The following is a 21,823-nucleotide window of genomic DNA, read 5'->3' as shown; positions in this document are numbered from 1 at the left end:
TAAAGATTAATATAAAAAATATAATTATCTGTTTTTCAATATTTTATGAATAAAAAAAATATTTGACTAAACATTGGAATAGATATACCTAATAATAGAAGCTAAAATTATTAAGAACAAGTGAATATCAACTATCCCTCTTTTTTAATCAAAAAAGGCATATTTACCCGGAATTTTATGAATTATATACGCAAAAAGAAATTTTGTAACATCTCAGTTATGAGTCATTCCCAAGATAAATATTATGAAAAATCTTCCTCAATTCTGATGATCATTCCGATAGAAAAAGGGTTCACTATGAAATTACAATTATTAATAGTAAATATGTTCAATCAATCTATTGCTTATAATGAAATCTATTCTTCTTGAAAAGTGCTATTTGGACTCACTAACCAATATTGAAAGAAAGAAATATTTACAAAAAGTTAGACTCGTTAAATTACTGCATACAGAAGGGGCAAAATCAAATGCAGATATCTGCAGGGTATTGAATATAAGTTCACCCACATCAATAATTCTTCTTAATGAACTCCTTAGCGAAGGGCTTATTGAAAAAAAAGGCAAAGGAAAATCAATCGGGGGCAGAAAGCCGGAATTATATTCCCTTCATAATAATTCTTTTTATGTTCTCTGTATAGAAATGGATCGGTTTAAAACCGAAATGGCAATTCTTGACAACAATAACAATAATATAACAGGAATAAAAAGTTTTTCCTTAAAACTAACTAAGGATAAAAGTGCGATTAAACTACTTCATGAATTTGCAGAACAATTAATTTCCTCTTCCGGAATAGATAATAATAAATTAGTGGGAATAGGGCTTGGTATGCCCGGACTTGTAGATTCAAATGCAGGCAGGAATTATACATATCTGGTTAGTAGTTCAGGCGATTCTAAAACATTACAGGATATTCTGGAAGAAAAATTTAATAAGCCAGTCTATGTTCAGAATGATGTTAAAACTAATGCACTGGCGGAGTGCAGATTCGGACTTGCGTTGAACAAGAAGGATGCTTTGGTTTTGTTAATGGATTGGGGCATTGGTCTTGGGATTATCATGGATGGGAAACTGCAGAGTGGAATGTCGGGTTTTGCTGGTGAAATTGGTCATATCCCGTTTGTAAAAGATGGTGAACTTTGTCATTGCGGTAAAAGAGGCTGCCTCGAAACAGTGGCTTCGGGAATTGCATTGGCAAGAATGGCTAAAGAAGGGATAAAATCAGGCCAGACCTCCATTTTAAATACATTGTCGGAAGAAGAAATAGATCAGATTGAACCTCAGATTGTGATCGATGCCGCAAATAAAGGCGACCAGTATGCGATTAACATATTATCACAGGTTGGTGAGAATTTAGGAAAAGCCGTAGCAACCCTTATTCAATTATTTAACCCTGAACTTATTATACTCGGTGGTAAAATAGCTGAGGCAAAGCAATATATTACAATTCCAATGCGGCATGCGATCAATACATATTGCATGACCAGAATCAGGGAACACACAAAAATCGTCCTGTCTACTTTAGGGCATAGTGCGGGCATACTGGGCTCAGCAAGTATAGTTATCGAAAACACATTTGAAAGGCAGATAGAACTTGCAAGTCAGTAAATAGCCAATTTTGATCAATTGGCAAAGCAAAAAAAAGCCCGGTAATAATACCAGGCTTTTGTTTAGTTCTGATCTGAATTAAATCAGTTTCTTCTCAAGCAGATATTCCGCAATCTGTACTGCGTTGGTTGCAGCACCTTTCCGAAGATTATCCGCAACTATCCAAAGGTTTAAGGTTTTATCCTGGGACTCATCTCTACGAATTCTTCCAACAAAAACTTCATCCTTTTCATGAGCGTCCATTGGCATTGGATACTTTAGATTAGCAGGGTCATCCACAACGATTATTCCCTCCTCCTTTTCAAGTATTGAACGAACCTCTTTCAGGTCGAATTCATTTTCAAATTCAATATTAACTGATTCTGAATGTCCACCCATAACCGGTATACGAACTGTAGTTGCGGTTACACGAATTGAATCATCACTCATTATTTTTTTGGTTTCAAGAATCATCTTCATCTCCTCTTTAGTATATCCGTTCTCCTGAAACACATCTATCTGGGGTATTACATTCAAATCGATTGGATAAGCGTAAGCCATCGGACCATCAACCCCTTTACGCTCATTCATCATCTGGTCAACGGCTTTTACCCCTGTTCCGGTAACTGACTGATAAGTTGAAACCACAACCCGCTTGATTTTATATTTATCATGCAATGGTTTTAAAACTACCACCATTTGTATAGTAGAACAGTTAGGGTTAGCAATAATTTTGTCCTGAGCACTTAACTGATTTGCATTTACCTCTGGTACGATAAGTTTTTTAGAAGGATCCATCCGCCATGCTGATGAATTATCAATAACTGTTGTACCTGCTTCCGCAAAGCGGGGAGCATTTTCGAGAGAGGTACCACCACCGGCAGAAAACAAAGCCACATCAGGCTTCATTGCTATAGCATCGTCCATGGTCACAACAGTATATTTCTTTCCCTTAAATTCGATCTGTTTACCTGCACTCTTTGCTGAAGCTACGGGGATCAACTCACTTACCGGGAAATTGCGCTCTGCTAAAACCTTTAACATCACCGAACCTACTAGGCCGGTAGCGCCTACTACTGCGACTTTCATTTTTTAATTCTTTTTAGTGTTAAACATATAATAATTAAGCAAATATGGGAAATTGTTTGGGTTTTTACCCGATTGCTGTCTGCATAGGTCAATTTTCATGTCAATTGTTACTCTTATTCCCATTTTATCTAATACTTTACCATTAACTAGCTCAGAGAATACCGGACACTCATTCTATTTTTTAAGAATCTCAACAGGACTTAACTTAATTCTGTTTCTACCTGCCGGAAATGAAAAATACACTGATTCTCCTTTTTATTTTTTACTGCCATGTCGGCTTTAGCCAGATAGTTGACGATTTCTCTGACGGGAATTTTAATGTAAATCCCGAATGGAATGGCAGCAATTCAGGTGGGGATTTCAAAGTCATAAACAATCGTCTGAGGTCTGAATCAAATAAAGCATCAGGGAATTTCTACCTGAGCACAGCAAATTCTCTTGCATTAAACTGCTATTGGGAGTTCTGGATCAACTTGCAGTTTAGTACTTCGAGCCTAAACTTTGCCGATATATACCTTATCTCCGATAAAGCTGATCTTCAGAGTGCAATTATCAATGGCTATTTCATAAGAATAGGAAATACTGAAGATGAAATCAGTTTATACAAACGGTCGGGCTCAGCAGGTAGCAGTATCCGTATTATTGATGGTATCAATGGCTCGGTTGGCTCAAACAATAATACAGTCAAAATTCGTGTCAGCCGGAACCATCTCGGCCTTTTTACTCTGGACAGGGAGGTGATTGGTGCTAATTCAAGCATCGTCAATGAAGGTTCATTTGTTGACAACACCCATATTAACAGCTCATCTTTCGGGATTTTTATACAGCAATCAACTGCATCGTTTTTTCAGAAACATTTCTTTGATGATTTCAAGATTGGCACACTGAATACAGATAGCATAGCTCCGATACTAAATATGGTCACTGTTCTTGACTCAAGCACTTTGGAGATTAGGTTCAGTGAAGCCATGGACAGCCTGAGTGTCAAAGACAAAACAAATTACAATATCAATAATTTTTCAGGCCATATAGTGCAAATAAATACAGAAGCCGATCCACAGAAATATAGTATTCAGCTTTCAGAACCATTGAATACGGGAAATTTTCTTTTAACTGTGCTAAACGTGAGTGATAGAAATGGGAATAATATTAAATCAGGCAACTCTTATTCATTTAACTACACAAAACCATATTATGGCAGTTTCGGGGATATTATATTTAACGAAATATTTCCCGATCCTTCACCACAAATTGACCTTCCATCTGTTGAATATGTAGAATTATTTAATTCAAGCGATAAAACAATCTCTTTAAACAACTGGAAATTTCTAGATCCTTCAAATACAGCAATATTGGGGAACATCAGTATCACACCCGGCTCCATTTTAATATTATGCGCAAAAACAGATACTTCTGAGTTTCAAAAATTCGGCAATGTTCTGGGAATTTCACCCTGGCCAGGTTTAAATAATAGCAGCGATGTACTTAAACTGAAAAATGCGCAAAACAGCTTAATCGATTCTCTGAGCTATTCTGATCTATGGTACCGCAGCTCTGAAAAAAAACAAGGAGGGTGGAGTCTGGAACGTATCGACCCCAAATCACTTTGTCAGGGTCTGTTTAACTGGGTCGTTTCTGTAGATTCTGCCGGAGGAACACCCGGAAAAAAGAACTCTGTTTATGTAATGAATTCCGATCTTCTATCCCCAAAAGCAGATAGCATAAACAGATTGTCAGACACCACAATCATTGTTTATTTTAACCGGCATCTGGATAAATCTACAGTCCTTAGGGAAAACTTTACTATTCTTCCAAATGCAGGCAGCATCAGGAATATTATTCCAGACGCAGACTATAAACAACTCAGGATTACTTTTTCTGAGAAATTTTCAGCAGGAAAAAACTATGTATTGAGTATTTCGGGACTAAAGGACTGTAGTGGAAATTCAATTCAGAGTACCCCATCTCAGTTGACTTTTAATTTGCCGCTAATAACTCCGCCGACAGAAAAGCCTGATACATCATTAATTTTTATCACCGAGATCTTCGCCGATCCCTCTCCGGAGGTCGCATTACCCCTGGTAGAATTCGTTGAAATTCATAACCCGGGTAAGGATACCCTTAATCTTGAAGGATGGAGCCTGAATGACACTCAAACCAAAGGAAGTCTAAAGAAAAGCATGCTGGCACCTGGTGAATTCCTGATTCTTTGCCCGGCGGCAGATACCATTCAGTACAAAGTGTATGGTAAAACTGCAGGAATATCTCCATGGCCCTCGCTGGGAAATAGTTCCGATCGTCTGGTTCTGAAAAGTCATAAAAACAGAACTGTTGATTCAATTCTCTATTCAGACACATGGTATAATGATGTAAAAAAGAAGCAGGGAGGCTGGAGCCTGGAGCGAATCGATGCTTTTTCGAAGTGTCAGGGTATTTTAAACTGGACGGCATCAATTGATACGTTGGGTGGAACACCCGGGAAACAAAACTCGGTGAATATTCAAAACTATGACTCGATACCTTTTAAAGCAGATAGTTTGACCGTGAAATCTGACACTACCTTATTATTATTTTTCAATAAACCTGCAAACATTACTTCAATTCGGCCTGAGAATTTTATGCTGTCACCTTCATCAGGACAGATCAAAAACATCAATGAAGATTCAAAAAGCCGACAGCTAAAAATTACATTCAGTGAAAAATTTGTTACGGAAAAAACATACGTGTTTGCCATATCTGGAGTAAAAGACTGCAGTGGGAATTTATTTCAAAACAACTCATCAAATTTGAGTTTTACTTTACCGGCAGCAGCACCTCCAGCTGCAGAAAAACCTGATACTGCATTAATTTTTATCACCGAGATCTTCGCTGACCCCTCTCCAGAGGTCGCATTACCCCTGGTAGAATTCGTTGAAATTCATAACCCGGGTAAGGATACCCTTAATCTTGAAGGATGGAGCCTGAATGACGCTCAAACTAAAGGAAGTCTAAAGAAAAGCCTTTTAGCACCTGGTGAATTTCTGATTCTTTGCCCGGCGGCAGATACCATTCAGTACAAAGTGTATGGTAAAACTGCAGGAATATCTCCATGGCCCTCGCTGGGAAATAGTTCCGACCGTCTGGTTCTGAAGAGTTCCAAAAACCGAACTGTTGATTCAGTTGCTTACTCAGACACCTGGTATGATGATGTAAAAAAGAAGCCGGGAGGATGGAGCCTGGAGCGAATCGATGCTTTTTCGAAGTGTCAGGGTATTTTAAACTGGACGGCATCAATTGATACTTCAGGTGGAACACCAGGGAAGCAAAACTCGGTGACTATTCAAAACTATGACTCGATACCTTTTAAAGTGGATAGTCTAATCGTTAAATCTGACACCACTTTAATCCTTTATTTGAATAAATCCGGAAATATCGGTTCTACACAGATTGAGAGTTTCACTTTGATACCTGCATCTGGTCTTATCAAAACTATTACTGAACATTCAAAGAGCCGAGAGCTAAAAATTACATTCAGCGAAAAATTTGTTGCGAAAAAAAAATATGAACTCGCTGTATCCGGACTAAAAGATTGTAGTGGGAATTTAATTCAATACACCTCATCTAATTTGAGTTTTACTTTACCGGCAGCAGCACCTATACCTGCCGAAAAACCTGATACTGCATTAATTTACATTACTGAAATCTTTGCTGATCCATCACCCGAGGTCGGACTACCGCTTGTTGAATTCGTTGAAATCCATAATCCCGGCAAGGATACCCTTAATCTTGAAGGATGGAGCCTGAATGACACTCAAACTAAAGGAAGTCTAAAGAAAAGCCTTTTAGCACCTGGTGAATTCCTGATTCTTTGCCCGGCGGCAGATACCATTCAGTACAAAGTGTATGGTAAAACTGCAGGAATATCTCCATGGCCCTCGTTGGGAAATAGTTCCGATCGTCTGGTTCTGAAAAGTCATAAAAACAGAACTGTTGATTCGGTTTTCTACTCAGATAAATGGTATAAAGATGCTCTAAAAAAATCTGGTGGATGGTCGCTGGAAAAATTTGACCTGAGCTCAATCTCATGTCCCAATTTTTACAACTGGGCAGCATCAACAGACAATACTGGTGGTACACCCGGCAGAAAAAACAGCCAGAGAGTTATATTAAGCAGGGATGTTGAACTAAAAATCGAGTCCGTCAACATCCTTACAGATAGCACTCTTAGCATTCTATTTAACCATATTCCTGATACAAATTTTTTAAAAGCCAACAACTTTTATATCCTTAAGGAAATTGGAAGAGCAAAAAATTTAGCTATCCTGCCCGATTATACCGGAATAAGACTAAACTTCAGTAAAAGATTCAATGAAGGCACAGAATACACGCTTTTCGCTGATTCACTCTATTCTTGTTCCGGAAAATTAAGTTCATTAATGCATAGTCAAATTTCTTTCAGTATCCCATCTATACCTGAAATTGATTATCCCTTGATAATAAATGAAATTCTTGCCGACCCAAGTCCCAGCCGGGGTTTACCAGAAGCCGAATTTGTGGAGCTCTTTAATCCAACTTCAAGCTCTGTAAATATCACCGGTTTAAACTTTGGTGACCAGGGCAGAAATTACTCATTCACCAAAGGTGAAATTGCAGCAAAATCTTACCTCATACTATGTGCTGAAAAGGATACCTCACTTTTCCTCTCTTATGGAAAAGTTATTGGTCTGCCGGTGTGGCCCGATCTGAATAATGAAACAGATTTATTAATTCTAAAAAATAACAAGGGCAAAGAAATACATAAGCTTAGGTACGACGCCAATTGGTTCCGGGACTCTGAGAAAAGGAAAGGTGGATTTACCCTTGAACTTATTGATCCGGAATCAATTTGCCTTAGTTCTCAGAACTGGACAGCCAGCAGGGACAGTACCGGAGGAACTCCCGGAAAGAAAAATTCGGTATACCAGACTGATTACAAACCTGAAGCTCTGAAATTGAAATCGGTAGAGATTATAGACAGTCTGAGAATTGTCCTGACTTTTAACAAAGCAGCAGATAGTGCAAAAGCCAGTATTAGCAGTAATTATTTTTTGAATAATGGAGCAGGAAACCCTATACACTCCAAAATAAGCGGACCAGAATTTAACCAGGTTATATTAACTTTCAGAGAGCCCCTAAGCAAAGGGTACACTTATCGTCTGACAGCAACTAATATCAGTGATTGCAAGAACACAATAATTCCGGCAGAATTCAATTCCCTGGAATTTACCATTGGCCGAAATATTGGCAAGAATGATATTCTGATTACCGAAATACTTTTTAATCCGAGAGCAGGAGGATCAGATTTTGTAGAAATCTTAAACAACAGTGATTATCCACTTGATTTGAGAGATCTTTCAATAGCCAGAATGATCAAAGACAGCATAAATTCAATTCAGCAACTGAGCAAAAAGCAAGTATTCATTGAACCAGAAAACTATATCGCACTTACACCAGATCCCGGAAATATTAAAAAGGAATATTTAATAAAAGATACTGCGTCCATAATTAAAGTCGACCCCTTCCCGGTATTTAATGATGATGCCGGCACAGCTATTCTGATCAGTAAAGGACAAAAAATAGATCAGTTGAGTTATTCTGAAAAAATGCATTTCCAGCTCCTTAAAACCACAGAAGGTGTAAGTTTGGAACGCAGTAAACTGAACAGGCCTAATACTGATCCCGGGAATCTAAGATCGGCAACTTCAGCGTCTGGTTTTGCCACTCCGGGCTACAGGAATTCCCAATACTCAGATGATCCTGTATTTCAGGAAAATTTCAAACTTGCTTCAAAAACATTTTCTCCCGACAATGATGGTTATGAAGATCTGCTGGAGATGAATTATCAATTTCCCGGCCCCGGAAAGATTGCAAATGTATCCATATTTAATGTCCATGGAGTTTTAATAAAGAAGCTTCTTAAAAACTTCATGTTAAATAATGAAGGTTCATTTATTTGGGATGGATATAACGAACATGGCCAACCCGCTCCGGGTGGCATTTATCTTTTGCAGGCAGAATTCTTTGATACTGATGGGTATATCAGAAAATTTAGTAAGCCCTTTGTTCTGGCTGTTAAATTTAAATGAATCATGATTCGGATTTTTAATGACTAAAGCAAGGCAGTTTTTCTAACTTTGATGAAAACCAATTATTATGTTAGAAAAAATTGTGGTTATTGGCTCTAACGGGCAGATAGGTACAGAATTAGTCACCGAATTAAGAAAGAACTATGGCGATGGGAATGTCATAGCATGCGATATTCGTCGGCCTGATTACGATATTAAAAATGCAGGGCCATTCGAGTTTGTCAATGTACTGGAAAAGGACATTCTGAAGCAATTATTTCAGAAATACAAGCCCACTCAGGTATACCTGCTTGCCGCACTTTTATCTGCAACAGGCGAGCAAAATCCCAAATTAGCCTGGGATTTGAATATGAATGGCTTACTGAATGTACTTGATCTTGCTCTTGAATACGAAACAGCCCGTATTTACTGGCCAAGTTCTATAGCCGTTTTCGGACCAAATTCACCCAAGGATCAAACCCCACAATACTGTGTGATGGATCCCAATACCGTTTATGGTATTAGTAAACTTGCCGGTGAACGCTGGTGTGAATATTATTTTCATCGCTATGGACTGGATATCAGAAGTATAAGATATCCGGGATTGATTAGCTGGAAAGCAGCACCAGGAGGTGGAACAACAGACTATGCCATTCACATCTTCCATGATGCACTCAGGAAAAGCAGTTACAAAAGTTTCCTTTCGGCTAAAACTGAGCTACCGATGATGTACATGGATGATGCCATTCGCGGAACCATTGAATTGATGGATGCACCTGCAGATAAAATCAATATCAGATCTTCTTATAACTTCACAGGCATGAGTTTCACTCCGGAAACACTGGCTAAAGAAATTAAAAAGCATATACCTGATTTTAAATTAGAATATACAGAATATGACCAGCGTCAGGCAATTGCAGATAGCTGGCCAAGGTCTATAAATGACAGCAGTGCAAGTAATGACTGGGGCTGGAAGCCCGAATTTGACCTCTCCAAAATGACAGAGTCTATGCTTAAAAATCTGAAGAGATAATTAAGAATCAAGCCAGTGAATTTAAATATGTCAGTACAGTAAAAATAAAAAATCGCCTAAACAGACCTGAAATTTTGCCAGGACCTGTATTTTAGCGGCGAAATTGATAAATTTTAAAAAACGACAGAAACAAACATTACATAAAATGGGAAGAGCATTCGAGTTCCGTAAAGAGAGAAAGTTCAAACGCTGGGCAAAAATGGCCGTGCAATTTACCCGGCTGGGCAAAGAGATTGTTATGGCTGTGAAAGACGGAGGGGCAAATCCAGATGCAAATTCGCGCCTGCGTACCGCGATGCAAAATGCTAAGGCCGTAAATATGCCAAAGCATACAGTTGAAGCAGCAATTAATAGAGCCAGCAACAAAGATGAAAGCAATTATGAGGAAATAGTGTATGAGGGTTATGCTCCTCATGGTGTTGCCGTATTGATTGAAACCGCTACAGATAATACAAACAGAACAGTAGCTAACGTTCGTAGTTATTTTAATAAAACCAATGGTACCCTTGGTAAGACAGGTTCACTGGATTTTATTTTCACCCGTAAATCAGTTTTCAGATTTGATCCGGGAGAAATGGAATTGGATGAACTGGAATTTGAGCTGATCGATGCTGGTCTTGAGGATCTTTATGTCGAAGTTGATGAATCAGGGAAAGACATCGGGGTAATTCACACTTCATTTGAAGATTTCGGAAAAATGCAGAAAGCACTCGAAGAGAAGAATATTCCGGTAATCAGTGCCAAACTTGAGCGCATAGCCGAATCCACAACCGAGGTAACTGAAGAACAAGCCGCCGATGTTTTCAAATTAATCGATAAACTGGAAGAGGACGATGATGTTCAGGCGGTTTATCACAATATGGCAGAATAAATGCCCTTAAAATGCTGAAATGACCTTTGAAGAATTTTTAATCAAGAAAAAAATTGATGCTATTTTGCTTAAAGCAAAAGAACAGGCATTTTTTTCTGAGTTCGAAAGTCATTTTCTTCAGATGGGAGAAAAAAGCTTTGATCACAGTAAGAAATTCTGGTTTAATAAATTACGCAGAGCCTATCACTTAAAAGAAGAACCAAAAGCTGTCAAGGAAGAAGCCAAAATCGATGAAATTCCAGCTTCTGCACAAAATAAATCAGTAAATGAGTCAATAAATCAGGAGAAGCCGGCTTATGTACCCCGTTTCAAGGCTGCTTCGGCCCAAAAAGCAGACCTGTCTGCTCAAAATACAGAATCTGATCAGCCTCCTGCCTACATACCCAGATTTAAAGCTGCCATGAAAAGGCCTGAAAAGGCAGAGGATCCCGGCCTGAATAAAGAAGAATCAGAGGATAAGGCAAAACCGATATACAAACCAAGATTTAAGGCACAACTTCCGGCAAAAGAGGAAAAACTTCCTGAAACGCCGGCGGAAGCAATCCCCCATTCAGATGAACCTGCAAAGTCTGCCTATAAACCAAGGTTCAAACCTGGCCTGACGAAAAAGAATCCGGACACCGAATAATTACCTTTTGTGTGAGAATATCCAGGATAAAAACTCAGGTTCTGCGAAAGCCGGATCCCAGCTATTATGCCCTGCTTCAGGATAAACTGTAAATTTTGCCGGGTGATTAAGTCTTTTTAACTCATTGACCACAGCTTCTGATTTTGAAAGTGGGACTGTTGTATCTTTTCCTCCATGAAAGATCCACAAAGGAACATTCCTGTACTTTTTCACATTCCCAATATCATCGCCTCCGCAGATAGCAAATGCAGCAGCAAAAGCCTTAGGTCTGCGCCTCAGTATCTCAAAAGTCCCCATTCCCCCCATCGAAAGGCCTCCGACATAAAAACGGGAATTATCTGTATACTTCTGCGATTTCAAATAAGTCTGAAGACCCAACAAAAGCTGCATCGCCTTACCAGGCTCCCCACCCTTCTGAAATCCGAAGCGGTCACCTGATTTTCCATCCCCGAACTTTACATTTGCCCAGAAATCATTTTTGGGACATTGCGGGAAAACAACGATTGCCGGAAAATCCCTCCTGATATCCGGTCTTAAAAAAAGCTTGCTTCCATGCATCAGCTGTGCCTCATTGTCATTTCCCCGTTCTCCGGCACCATGCAGGAACATAAGAACAGGATATTTCTTTCCAGCGTCAAAATTTTCAGGAAGCAACATCCTGTACAAGAGTGTATCGTTGCCAGCAATAAAAATCTCTTTAGAAAACATCGACTTATCCTGTGCAGCAGAATACTGCAGCATGAATAAGGATAACATTGCGAAGGAAAGGAACTTTTTCATGAAAATATTTTGAGTTAAATTAGAATTTCTTCCCGATAATATTTCATTTTTTCAGAAAAACAAAAAATACTGCCAGCATCAGAAAACCAAAGCCTACCAGATGATTCCAGGCAATTTTCTCATTTCTGAAAAAAAACAAGGTAAATATCAGAAATATTCCAATCGACAGGGCCTCCTGAATCATCTTCAACTCTAAAAGACTGAATGGACCTCCATTGCCCTTAAACCCATATTTATTTGCTGGAACCTGAAAAATATACTCGAACATGGCAATACCCCAACTGATCAAAATGATGGTAATAAGTCCGAGGCTCCTGCTCCATTCCATATCCTTAAATTTTAGATGCCCATACCATGCCAGGGTCATGAAAATATTGGAAATGCAAAGCAGGGAAATTGTTAATACTGCCTTCAAAATCTTAAACCTGAGAAAGTTTTAATTTCTGCTTATTTACAGGTTGCGGGACTTTAACATAATAGCCCGTCCCATCATATTCACGCTTTCTTGGATGTGCCTGGCAAATTTCAGAACAAGCACCATCCAGCTTTTCACCACATGCATCACATTGGGTAAAATGCTCATTACATTCAGGGTTTGCACAGTTAATCATTTTGCTTGTATGCGCACCACAATTGCGACAGGTAGAAATCACAACAGGATTCACTGTATTCACATCTACAGCAACCCGGTTATCAAATACATAACATTTGCCTTCAAAATCTTCTCCTCCGGCTTCCTTTCCATACTTAATAATTCCTCCATGAAGCTGATAAACATTTTCAAATCCTTCATGAAGCAATAATGCCGAAGCTTTCTCACATTTAATCCCACCGGTACAATAGGTTACTATCTTCTTGTCTTTATATTGGGCAAGCTCATTAATCATAGCCGGAAAATCACGGAAATTCTCAATGTCAAAAGTAACTGCATTCTTGAAACGCCCGATTGAATGCTCATAGTTCGACCTAACATCAACTATAACCACATCCTGATCATCTTTCATCTTCACGAAATCAGCAGGCTCTAAATGTATTCCTGTTTTCTTTTCGGGATTAATAATGCCCGGATCACGAAGCCCGGAGTGAACAATTTCTGCCTTGTAACGGCAATGCATCTTAATAAATGAAGGTTCTTCAACATCATCAATCTTAAAATCGATTTTTGAGAAACGGGGATCAGCATGGAGCGTATTCATGTAAATTCTACAGGATTCAACTGTGCCCGAAACGGTTCCATTTAATCCTTCATCGGCAACAATAATTCTTCCGACAAGGTTCAGAGATTTACAAAACTGAAGATGATTGGATGCGAATTGTTCCGCATCTTCTATTCTACTATAACAATAGTAGAGAAGGGTCTGGTATTTTATCATAAATCATTGATACTGTTGCAAACAGCGTTTAATGCGATGCAAATATAAGGCTGCCAAACAAATTCTGCAAGTAGAATCCAGGCAAGCAAATCAGAATAAAATCTATAGGCCGGTGGCTATGCGGAATCCAAAGTCTGCTTTCTTTCCATTTAAATAAGACCAGCCATACAAGGCACGGAAATTCAGATATTTAATACCCAAATAGAATTCTGAATAAGAGTTGGTAGCTGGTGTTCCCAGGTAATTAAAACCAGCAAGCTCATTCAATTTTACTTTCCTTAAAAGCGGCAGTTTATTGAACAGAAAGCCTGAAAAGTTATGCTCAAAATGTCCTTCCAAATATTGATCAGCTGTGCTGAAATTATAATAATCAAGATATAAAAAACTATTCACCCTCGGGATATATCCAAGGGTTTGTGTACCCACAAAATGTTTATAATCAGTATAATATAAATTTCTATTATTTAAAAACTTACCTGCTCCCAGCCAGAAGGCTGAATGACCCAACAGGCCTAACTTTATATCGGTCTTTGTAAGATCGAGCGAGATCCGTGAATAATCCACATCCGACCCCAAAAATCCCTTTATCCCCTTTTCATAATTTAAACCTAGTAACGGATATTTTGATGGTCTGTAAAATTTACCTGAAGGGTAAGTAGCATAATCATTGCTAAACGCATAACTGGTCCTAAGCTTAATTTTAAATCCCTGATTTTCAGGAAACATTGGCAAATCTGAGCCCGGAACGAAAGGGTTATTCGAAGTAAATTCCCTTCTTGTCAAATCCCTGATTGTATAATCTGATTTATTTTGAAGTGGTCTCCGGTTTGAATATTCGACGCTTAAACTGGTTTGTACACTCCCAAATGGCTTTAAATAGGATAGATTTAAAAACCTTGATTCATAGAGCTTGAGCAAATTGCGCTCATAATATAATGAGTTGATCGAATTCCCCAACTGATTAATACTCTCCTGATCGCTCAGGTCCAAAACATCTGATCCGGTATTGAACATAAACCTGCCACTCTCCAGTGGAATAGAAGCAGAAAAACTTGTATAAAATTTCTCGCTGGACAGTCCATAGCGAACCTTTCCGGTATAACGCAGAAATTTGTTAGTCAGAGAGTCAATCTGCTTTGAATATGATACCCTATAATTTATTCCAAAACCTTCTACTGTATTGTAAAAAAGAGAATTGATCATTGATCCGAATTGATAATACTCCTTCTTAAATCTGTTCCGCGGATTATAACCAGTACCGATCAGAAAATTTAATGGTTTTAATTTGTTGTTAGCCTTATCCAGTGAATCAAGATATACTTTAGACTCTCGCCTCGTTGCCAAAGCCTCTTTTTTTACATAGTCAATTTGTTCTTCAGTTGTCAATGGAATTGGCCTCGCCTGCTTCCAATAAGCGGTATCTTTCTTATTTACTTCGTGGCTAATATTTAAAACCTCTCTGAAATCTTTAGGATTTAGTTCGGGATTCAGGTCATAGTTGTTGTAAAGTGCGATGTAATAGCCTCCAAATTTAAAGCCCAAAAAACCTCCGGAAAAATCGAAGCGAACTGAAGAGGGCATCCAGGTTTTAGCATTTACAGGAATAAACTCCTGTCTTATATTCAGGGTATCAACAAATTGAATATTTGCCTCCCTGGTCAGGTAAAGATCAGCGCTGTGTATTCTCCAGCTATCTTCAAGAATATAGACTACCCCTCTGAAAACCGGATCTGCCGAGCGTTTGGGTATCAGTTCGATCTTATTGATCATTTGACCATTCTCTATGCTGGTACCCAGCAATCTGTATCTGTAATAAAATAATGCATTATCAGCAATGGGCGAAACAAAGGGGCGTGCGCTCAGTCCCTCCATCTCCAAAAGATTCTGATAAAAATTGATTCCCATATCCGATGCACGGTTAAAGCTGAAAGCACGATTACTACCCGAAACCTTTGAGGAGATCATCACCTCTCTGTACTTTCCAGGCTGCATATAACTCAACTTTGATTCAGATTCAGACAAATAAAGGATTCCTTTACGGTTTGAATCTAGTCCGATTTGCTTTCCCAGATCATCGATATTTCTTCCCAGAAATTTCTTTGGCGCCCCGAGCAATTTCTGCATTCCCTTGATGTACACTTCTGCAGTGTATTCGTCGGTCTCATTTAAATAATAGTTTCTCTCTCTGATTGCATTCCTGATTACCTCATAAGCAGGGTCTTCTGAAAAAGCACGCACTACAACATCTTTGAGTTCATAAATCGCCCCGGTTAATATGACAGAAATAAACTGATCTGATTGCAAGTCAAGCTCCCGGGACTCCTGGCTAAAGCCAATAGCCTTAAATATTATCGTATGCTTTCCCGGATTTAATTTCAGCTGATATTCTCCCTCACTGTTTGCAGAGGTTCCTGTTGTGGTGTTCATTTCATAAACACTGGCAAAGGGTACTGGAAGTCCCTTAGGATCAGTTATTTTGCCTTTTAGAATAAACTTCTGGGCATATAAGCCCTGAGAAACTAATACAAACAACAGAAATACGAAAAGTGATCGCATGTATATTTTCTTGCAAAGATGGCAATAATATGAATAGGCGTTTAATTATGCCACAAATTTGACTTTAACATAGACTAGTTTTTAAAGGAGGAACATGAAAGTCTGCAGAATTTGTAATTTTACACTCTCAAACTGACCAATTATGTATAAAACGCTTCAACCGGTATTACAGAAAGAACTAGAGGGAATTGAAAAAGCCGGTCTTTATAAACGTGAACGTATAATTATTACCCCACAGGGTGCTGATATTAAAATTCAGGGCGGACAGGAGGTAATCAATTTCTGCGCGAACAACTACCTCGGACTGGCATCTCATCCTGAAGTGATTGAAGCCGCCAAAAAAGCACTCGACACCCATGGTTTCGGAATGGCTTCAGTCCGATTCATTTGTGGAACACAGGACATTCACAAAGAACTGGAAGAAAAAATTTCTAAATTTCTGGGGACAGAAGATACCATTTTATATGCAGCAGCGTTTGATGCAAATGGGGGTGTATTTGAGCCCTTATTTGATGAGCAGGATGCCATTATTTCTGATGCATTAAATCATGCATCAATTATTGACGGAGTTCGTTTGTGTAAAGCGCAACGCTTCCGCTATAATCATGATGACATGGCAGATCTTGAGGAAAAATTAAAAGAAACTCAACATTTACGCCACCGAATCATTGTAAGTGATGGATCTTTCTCTATGGACGGCACAATTGCCCAACTGGATAAAATCTGTGACCTGGCCGATCATTACAATGCACTTGTAATGATCGATGAATGCCATTCATCTGGTTTCTTGGGTAAAACCGGCCGCGGAACACATGAACATCATGGTGTGATGGGTCGTGTAGATATCATTACCGGAACTCTGGGAAAAGCATTGGGTGGAGCATCAGGAGGATTTACTTCAGGACCTAAAGAGGTGATTAATCTCCTTAGGCAACGCTCAAGACCTTATTTATTTTCAAACACTCTGGCGCCTTCAATTGTTGGGGCTTCAATTGCAGTTTTGGATTTACTTGAGAAAAGCACTGAATTACGTGATAAACTGGAAGAAAACACATTGTACTTCCGTGAAAAAATGACCGCGGCAGGTTTTGATATCAAACCGGGAACACATCCAATTGTACCGATCATGTTATATGATGCAAAACTTTCACAGGATTTTGCTGCAGAATTGCTAAAAGAAGGAATTTATGTAATCGGTTTTTATTTTCCGGTAGTGCCAAAAGATAAAGCACGCATAAGAGTACAGTTATCTGCTGCACATACTAGAGAACACCTTAACAAGGCCATTGCTGCGTTTATAAAGATTGGCAAGAAACTGGGGACGATATAATACCACGTATATTTTTTTGTATATTTGTACGTATAAACAAAAGGGTATGGCTAATACAAAATTAACGCTCAGCATGGAACCTGAAGTTGTGTATCGTGCTAAACAATATGCAAAAAAGAGACATATAAGCTTATCCAAATTGATTCAGGATTTTTTAGAAAATTCAATTGAGAGTGATAATTTAAAGGATGACCCGGATCTTAATATACCTAAAGAAATAGAAAAATTAAGAGGAATATTGAAAGGTCCTGATCTCTCAAAAAAACAGTTAAAGCAAATGAAGCTTGAGTATCTAAAAGAGAAACATGGCCTCTGAGAAACTTTTTATTGATTCAGATATTTTATTGGATTTGTTTTTTGACCGGAGGCCCTACTCAATATTTGCTACAAAGTTATTTGATATTGGCTTAAGAGAAAATTTTAGTTTATATACCTCTGCATTAGTCACAGCGAATTTATATTATATAATTTCAAAGCAGCAGGACAAGAATTCTGCAAATGAGTGTTTATCGATACTCTTAAAATATATTCATGTGCTGCCAATGGAGTTGGATGATGTTAAATATGGTTTAACAAATGTATTTGATGATTTTGAAGATGCAATTCAATACCACATTGCAAAAAAAAATCATTGCACAAAAATATTAACCCGTAATCTAAAGGATTATAAACATTCTAAAATACCTGTTTTAACAGCAGAACATTTTTTAAACAGTAAATTACAATGCAAGAAAAATTGTCCCAATACACATCAGAAATAAACTCATTTCAACCAAAAAACAATGATGAACTTGAATCATTCAGAATTCGTTTTCTGGGTACAAAAGGCATTTTAAAAGACCTTTTCGAGGAATTTAAAACAGTCTCCCCGGAAGATAAACGGGTTATGGGCAAGGTTCTGAATGAATTCAAGCAAATGGCTGAAGCCAAATATCAGATACTTAAAGAAAGTTTAGAGACTGTTGAGAAAAGTGCTGATTCTGAGCTTGACCTTACTCTTCCGGGAGAAGGATTCGAACTTGGTGCGCGCCACCCCTTATCTCTGGTTAGAAAAGAAATAATTGAGATTTTCAAAAAACTGGGATTCAATGTAGCTGAAGGTCCGGAGATTGAAGACGACTGGCATAATTTCTCGGCACTTAATTTCCCTGAAGAACACCCTGCAAGGGATATGCAGGATACTTTCTTTATTAAAAAAGGAGGAGAAAAGGGGGATATTGCACTTCGTACCCATACCTCATCTGTACAGGTAAGAATGATGGAAGCCGGAAAACCGCCATTCCGCGCTATTATGCCTGGCAGAGTTTACCGTAATGAGGCCATTTCAGCAAGGGCACATTGCTTTTTCCATCAGGTTGAAGGACTGTATATTGATGAGAATGTTTCTTTTGCCGACCTGAAACAAACCTTATTTCATTTTGTTCAGGAGTTATTTGGCGAAGGCACAAAAGTGCGGTTCAGACCAAGTTATTTCCCTTTTACAGAACCTTCGGCGGAAATGGATATTTCCTGTACTATTTGCAAAGGTGTTGGCTGCCAGTTTTGTAAATACAGTGGCTGGGTGGAAATCCTGGGCTGCGGCATGGTCGACCCGAATGTTCTGGAGAACTGCAACATCGATAGCAAAAAATATACAGGTTATGCTTTTGGTATGGGGATTGAAAGAATCACCAATCTGAAGTATCAGATCAAAGATCTCAGGTTATTTTCAGAAAATGACATCCGCTTTTTAAAGCAATTTCAATCAGAAATGATTTGATGAGAACAGGAATTTTAATAGTGCTCATTTCACTTTCTTTGCTTTCCTGCACAAAGGATGGCTTAGACCGGATTCCTGAAGCCTATGTAAATTATAGAATCACCATCCAGGAGTTTAATATTAAAAACAAAAATGGTTTGCTGCTGGTCAACAAGATGGATAATACAGGGGTTGCCGGATTGATTATTTACCGTCGGGCAGACAATGCTTATGTAGCATTTGATCGTTGCAGTTCTGTGAATCCTCAAAACAGATGTGCGGTAGTACCGGATGATCCAAACCTGACGGCTACAGATCCATGTAGTGGTGCAAAATTTTCATTATTTGATGGTTCACCCGTGAAAGCCCCGGCTAAGAGACCTCTTAAGGAATATAAAGTAATTATTAGTAATTTTGAAATCTCGGTATTGAACTGATATGGAAGTCGATAAGATTAAGGAAAGTATAAAAAAAGCAGCCCAGGATTTATTCCGAAAATATGGCTACCATAAAACCAGTGTAAATGAGATTGCCAAACGTGCCAAGATTGCCAAAGCAACTATTTACAAGTATTTTGAAAGCAAGGAATTACTGCTTCAGGCTATCCTGATGGAATATATTCAGCAAAGTGTTCACGAAATCATTCATAATTCATCAGAAGAGCTTGATGAGGAAGCTTATCTGAGTATGATCATCCTTAAAACCAGCCGCTTATCATATACTGTATGTAATGAATTTATTGGATGGGAATTTATACGTGAGTCGGCCAATTCACAGGAATTTCTGAAAACTTTATCTGATGATCTTGAGAATCTGCTTATCCAATCTTTCAATCAAACACAACTCTTTAAAGCTGATGATTATATAGAACGCCTTCGCTTTTTGATCAAAGCAAGTAAAAGTATCGTATTCTCATTTGCTTTCACCTCAGTCAGCGATTCTGATGTTCGCAAAAACTTTATATCCTTCCAGAAAGAAATTCTCCCCTATTTAGTTAAGGCTGCAGTCAAATAAGTCGCGGTTCCACCTGGCATTGTAGATTTAAAGTAAATTTAATATTAAACTACTATACCAATTTGGTTTTTGGTATAAATTTTAATATTTTGCTGATGTCAAAAACCAATTATCATCCATGAGCCGCGAAATTTTAATATTATCCGATTTAATTGATGAACTTTTTGAATTTTAAGGCCTGATTTATTACAGGATATTGTTTTCATAAAGCTAATCTGTCTGTTTTGAACCTGCTAAAAGCATGGTTCCGGTAAATCCTGTGTCAATATATTTCGCCAGCCCTTTCCTTAGATAAAAATCTTTAATTTTGCCGCTCATGAAAAAAATTCCGGCCGACAAAAAATTTTTGCAGAATATACAGGTAATCGACATTGCCGAAGAGGGTAAGGGTGTGGGTAAATCAGATGATCTGGTTATCTTCATTGATAAAGCTGTTCCAGGCGACATTGTAGATGTTGAGTTATTACGAAGAAAGAAAAAATTCTACGAGGGAAAGATTCAAAATCTTGTAAAGCCTTCTGAACATCGCACCGAGCCTTTTTGCGAGCATTTTGGCGTATGTGGCGGCTGTAAATGGCAACATCTCACTTATGAGGCGCAATTACAATTCAAACAAAAGAGTGTGAGCGATGCATTGCAAAGGTTGGGCAAAGTAGATGTATCTGATATGGAGCCTATTCTGGGCTCTGCCGAGTCGCGCTATTACAGAAATAAACTGGAGTATACATTTTCTGATAAACGCTGGCTGACCGATGGAGATATGCGTAACGCTGAAACCATGGAAATGAATGCGCTGGGTTATCACATTCCCGGCAGGTTTGACAAGATCCTTGATATAGATCATTGTTATCTGCAGGCTGATCCATCCAATGAGATCAGAAACAAAGTAAGGGAGTATGCACTTAAGGCAGGAATTTCATTTTACAACCTGAAAAATCATGAGGGCGCGCTTAGAAACCTGATCATTCGTACCTCAAGCACCGGTGAATTAATGGTGATTGTTGTGTTTGCCTATGCAGATGAAGAACAGATTGAGGGTATGATGAAATTCATAGCTTCTCAGTTCAAAAGCATCAACTCTTTACTGTACATCGTCAATCATAAGAAGAACGATACAATATTCGACCAGGAGATTCATATTTACGCCGGAGCAGATCATATTTTTGAGAATATGGACGGATTAAAATTCAAAATCGGTCCGAAATCATTTTACCAGACCAACTCTGCTCAGGCTTTTGAACTTTACAAAATAGCACGTGATTTCGCCAACTTTAAAGGTGATGAACTTGTTTACGATCTATATACCGGTGCGGGCACAATCGCCAATTTCATTGCAGGGAATGTTAAAAATGTTGTTGGGATTGAATATGTCCCTACCGCGATTGAAGATGCAAAAATCAACTCCGAAATTAACGAAATTAAAAATACCAGCTTTTTTGCCGGTGATATGAAGGATATCCTTAATGAGGATTTTATCAGCACCCATGGTAAACCCGATGTAGTAATCACCGATCCACCCCGCGCTGGTATGCATCCTGATGTTGTGAAGCGATTGCTGGAAATGGAAGCTGAAAAAATAGTTTATGTAAGCTGTAATGCAGCAACTCAGGCAAGGGATATTGAACTGCTCAAAGCAAAATATGAAGTAGGCAGAATCAAACCAGTGGATATGTTTCCGCATACCCAGCACGTTGAAAATGTGGTGCTGCTTACAATTAAAGGATAGATCATAACCCGGAGCAT

Annotated in this window: 17 protein-coding genes; 12 read left to right on the top strand and 5 right to left on the bottom strand. The window is 38.5% G+C overall.

Features of this window, described 5'->3' with window-relative positions; all coding sequences use genetic code 11:
- Positions 1 to 349 precede the first annotated feature (349 nt).
- A complete protein-coding gene (locus VGE44_RS18390; RefSeq protein ID WP_331081918.1) occupies positions 350 to 1,606 on the top strand; it encodes an ROK family protein in 1,257 nt (418 codons plus the stop codon).
- Positions 1,607 to 1,684: 78 nt separating this feature from the next.
- Here the strand turns inward: VGE44_RS18390 and VGE44_RS18385 are convergent, their stop codons facing one another.
- The gene (locus VGE44_RS18385; RefSeq protein WP_331081916.1) at positions 1,685 to 2,674 is read right to left on the bottom strand and encodes an aspartate-semialdehyde dehydrogenase; all 990 of its coding nucleotides are present in this window, start codon (positions 2,672 to 2,674) and stop codon (positions 1,685 to 1,687) included.
- 230 nt (positions 2,675 to 2,904) lie between these two features.
- Between VGE44_RS18385 and VGE44_RS18380 the strand changes: the two genes are divergently transcribed.
- The 4 genes from VGE44_RS18380 to VGE44_RS18365 all read left to right on the top strand — a co-directional run bounded on the left by VGE44_RS18380 (position 2,905) and on the right by VGE44_RS18365 (position 11,289).
- Positions 2,905 to 8,778 (top strand): lamin tail domain-containing protein, encoded by a 5,874-nt coding sequence (locus VGE44_RS18380; RefSeq protein ID WP_331081914.1) that lies wholly within the window; start codon positions 2,905 to 2,907, stop codon positions 8,776 to 8,778.
- Between the two features lie 67 nt (positions 8,779 to 8,845).
- Positions 8,846 to 9,790: an NAD-dependent epimerase/dehydratase family protein gene (locus VGE44_RS18375; RefSeq protein ID WP_331081912.1), complete on the top strand. Its 945-nt coding sequence runs from the start codon at positions 8,846 to 8,848 to the stop codon at positions 9,788 to 9,790.
- 145 nt (positions 9,791 to 9,935) lie between these two features.
- The gene (locus VGE44_RS18370; protein ID WP_331081910.1) at positions 9,936 to 10,661 is read left to right on the top strand and encodes a YebC/PmpR family DNA-binding transcriptional regulator; all 726 of its coding nucleotides are present in this window, start codon (positions 9,936 to 9,938) and stop codon (positions 10,659 to 10,661) included.
- A gap of 19 nt (positions 10,662 to 10,680) precedes the next feature.
- On the top strand, positions 10,681 to 11,289 hold the full coding sequence (locus VGE44_RS18365; RefSeq protein ID WP_331081908.1) for a hypothetical protein: 609 nt from the start codon (positions 10,681 to 10,683) through the stop codon (positions 11,287 to 11,289).
- Here the strand turns inward: VGE44_RS18365 and VGE44_RS18360 are convergent, their stop codons facing one another.
- The 4 genes from VGE44_RS18360 to VGE44_RS18345 all read right to left on the bottom strand — a co-directional run bounded on the left by VGE44_RS18360 (position 11,290) and on the right by VGE44_RS18345 (position 15,998).
- Complete coding sequence (locus tag VGE44_RS18360) at positions 11,290 to 12,069, bottom strand: prolyl oligopeptidase family serine peptidase (protein WP_331081906.1); 780 nt, start codon at positions 12,067 to 12,069, stop codon at positions 11,290 to 11,292.
- Between the two features lie 43 nt (positions 12,070 to 12,112).
- Positions 12,113 to 12,484 carry a DMT family protein gene (locus VGE44_RS18355; protein WP_331081904.1) on the bottom strand — a complete coding sequence of 124 codons (372 nt, stop codon included), beginning with the start codon at positions 12,482 to 12,484 and terminating at the stop codon, positions 12,113 to 12,115.
- 4 nt (positions 12,485 to 12,488) lie between these two features.
- A complete protein-coding gene (locus tag VGE44_RS18350; protein ID WP_331081902.1) occupies positions 12,489 to 13,442 on the bottom strand; it encodes a rhodanese-related sulfurtransferase in 954 nt (317 codons plus the stop codon).
- Between the two features lie 102 nt (positions 13,443 to 13,544).
- Positions 13,545 to 15,998, bottom strand: a complete 2,454-nt coding sequence (locus tag VGE44_RS18345; RefSeq protein WP_331081900.1) for a DUF5686 and carboxypeptidase regulatory-like domain-containing protein — start codon at positions 15,996 to 15,998, stop codon at positions 13,545 to 13,547.
- A gap of 142 nt (positions 15,999 to 16,140) precedes the next feature.
- Between VGE44_RS18345 and kbl the strand changes: the two genes are divergently transcribed.
- The 7 genes from kbl to rlmD all read left to right on the top strand — a co-directional run bounded on the left by kbl (position 16,141) and on the right by rlmD (position 21,806).
- Positions 16,141 to 17,328: a glycine C-acetyltransferase gene (gene kbl, locus VGE44_RS18340; protein ID WP_331081898.1), complete on the top strand. Its 1,188-nt coding sequence runs from the start codon at positions 16,141 to 16,143 to the stop codon at positions 17,326 to 17,328.
- 46 nt (positions 17,329 to 17,374) lie between these two features.
- Positions 17,375 to 17,644, top strand: coding sequence for a DUF6364 family protein (locus VGE44_RS18335; RefSeq protein ID WP_331081896.1), 270 nt, complete (start codon positions 17,375 to 17,377; stop codon positions 17,642 to 17,644).
- A complete protein-coding gene (locus VGE44_RS18330; RefSeq protein WP_331081894.1) occupies positions 17,634 to 18,089 on the top strand; it encodes a PIN domain-containing protein in 456 nt (151 codons plus the stop codon). The genes VGE44_RS18335 and VGE44_RS18330 overlap by 11 nt, the downstream gene beginning before the upstream one ends.
- Positions 18,053 to 19,087 (top strand): phenylalanine--tRNA ligase subunit alpha, encoded by a 1,035-nt coding sequence (gene pheS, locus VGE44_RS18325; protein ID WP_331081892.1) that lies wholly within the window; start codon positions 18,053 to 18,055, stop codon positions 19,085 to 19,087. Before VGE44_RS18330 ends, pheS begins: the two co-directional genes overlap by 37 nt.
- The gene (locus VGE44_RS18320; RefSeq protein WP_331081890.1) at positions 19,087 to 19,503 is read left to right on the top strand and encodes a hypothetical protein; all 417 of its coding nucleotides are present in this window, start codon (positions 19,087 to 19,089) and stop codon (positions 19,501 to 19,503) included. Before pheS ends, VGE44_RS18320 begins: the two co-directional genes overlap by 1 nt.
- Before the next feature lies 1 nt (position 19,504).
- Positions 19,505 to 20,080 (top strand): TetR/AcrR family transcriptional regulator, encoded by a 576-nt coding sequence (locus tag VGE44_RS18315; protein WP_305366587.1) that lies wholly within the window; start codon positions 19,505 to 19,507, stop codon positions 20,078 to 20,080.
- A 316-nt stretch (positions 20,081 to 20,396) separates the two neighbouring features.
- Complete coding sequence (gene rlmD, locus VGE44_RS18310) at positions 20,397 to 21,806, top strand: 23S rRNA (uracil(1939)-C(5))-methyltransferase RlmD (RefSeq protein WP_331081887.1); 1,410 nt, start codon at positions 20,397 to 20,399, stop codon at positions 21,804 to 21,806.
- The last annotated feature ends 17 nt before the right edge of the window (positions 21,807 to 21,823 follow it).

Origin of the sequence: Daejeonella sp. (assembly GCF_036405355.1) — a bacterium.
Lineage (GTDB): Bacteria > Bacteroidota > Bacteroidia > Sphingobacteriales > Sphingobacteriaceae > Daejeonella.
The sequence above is the reverse complement of the archived record's forward strand: the minus strand, read 5'-3'. Positions and strand labels throughout refer to the sequence as shown.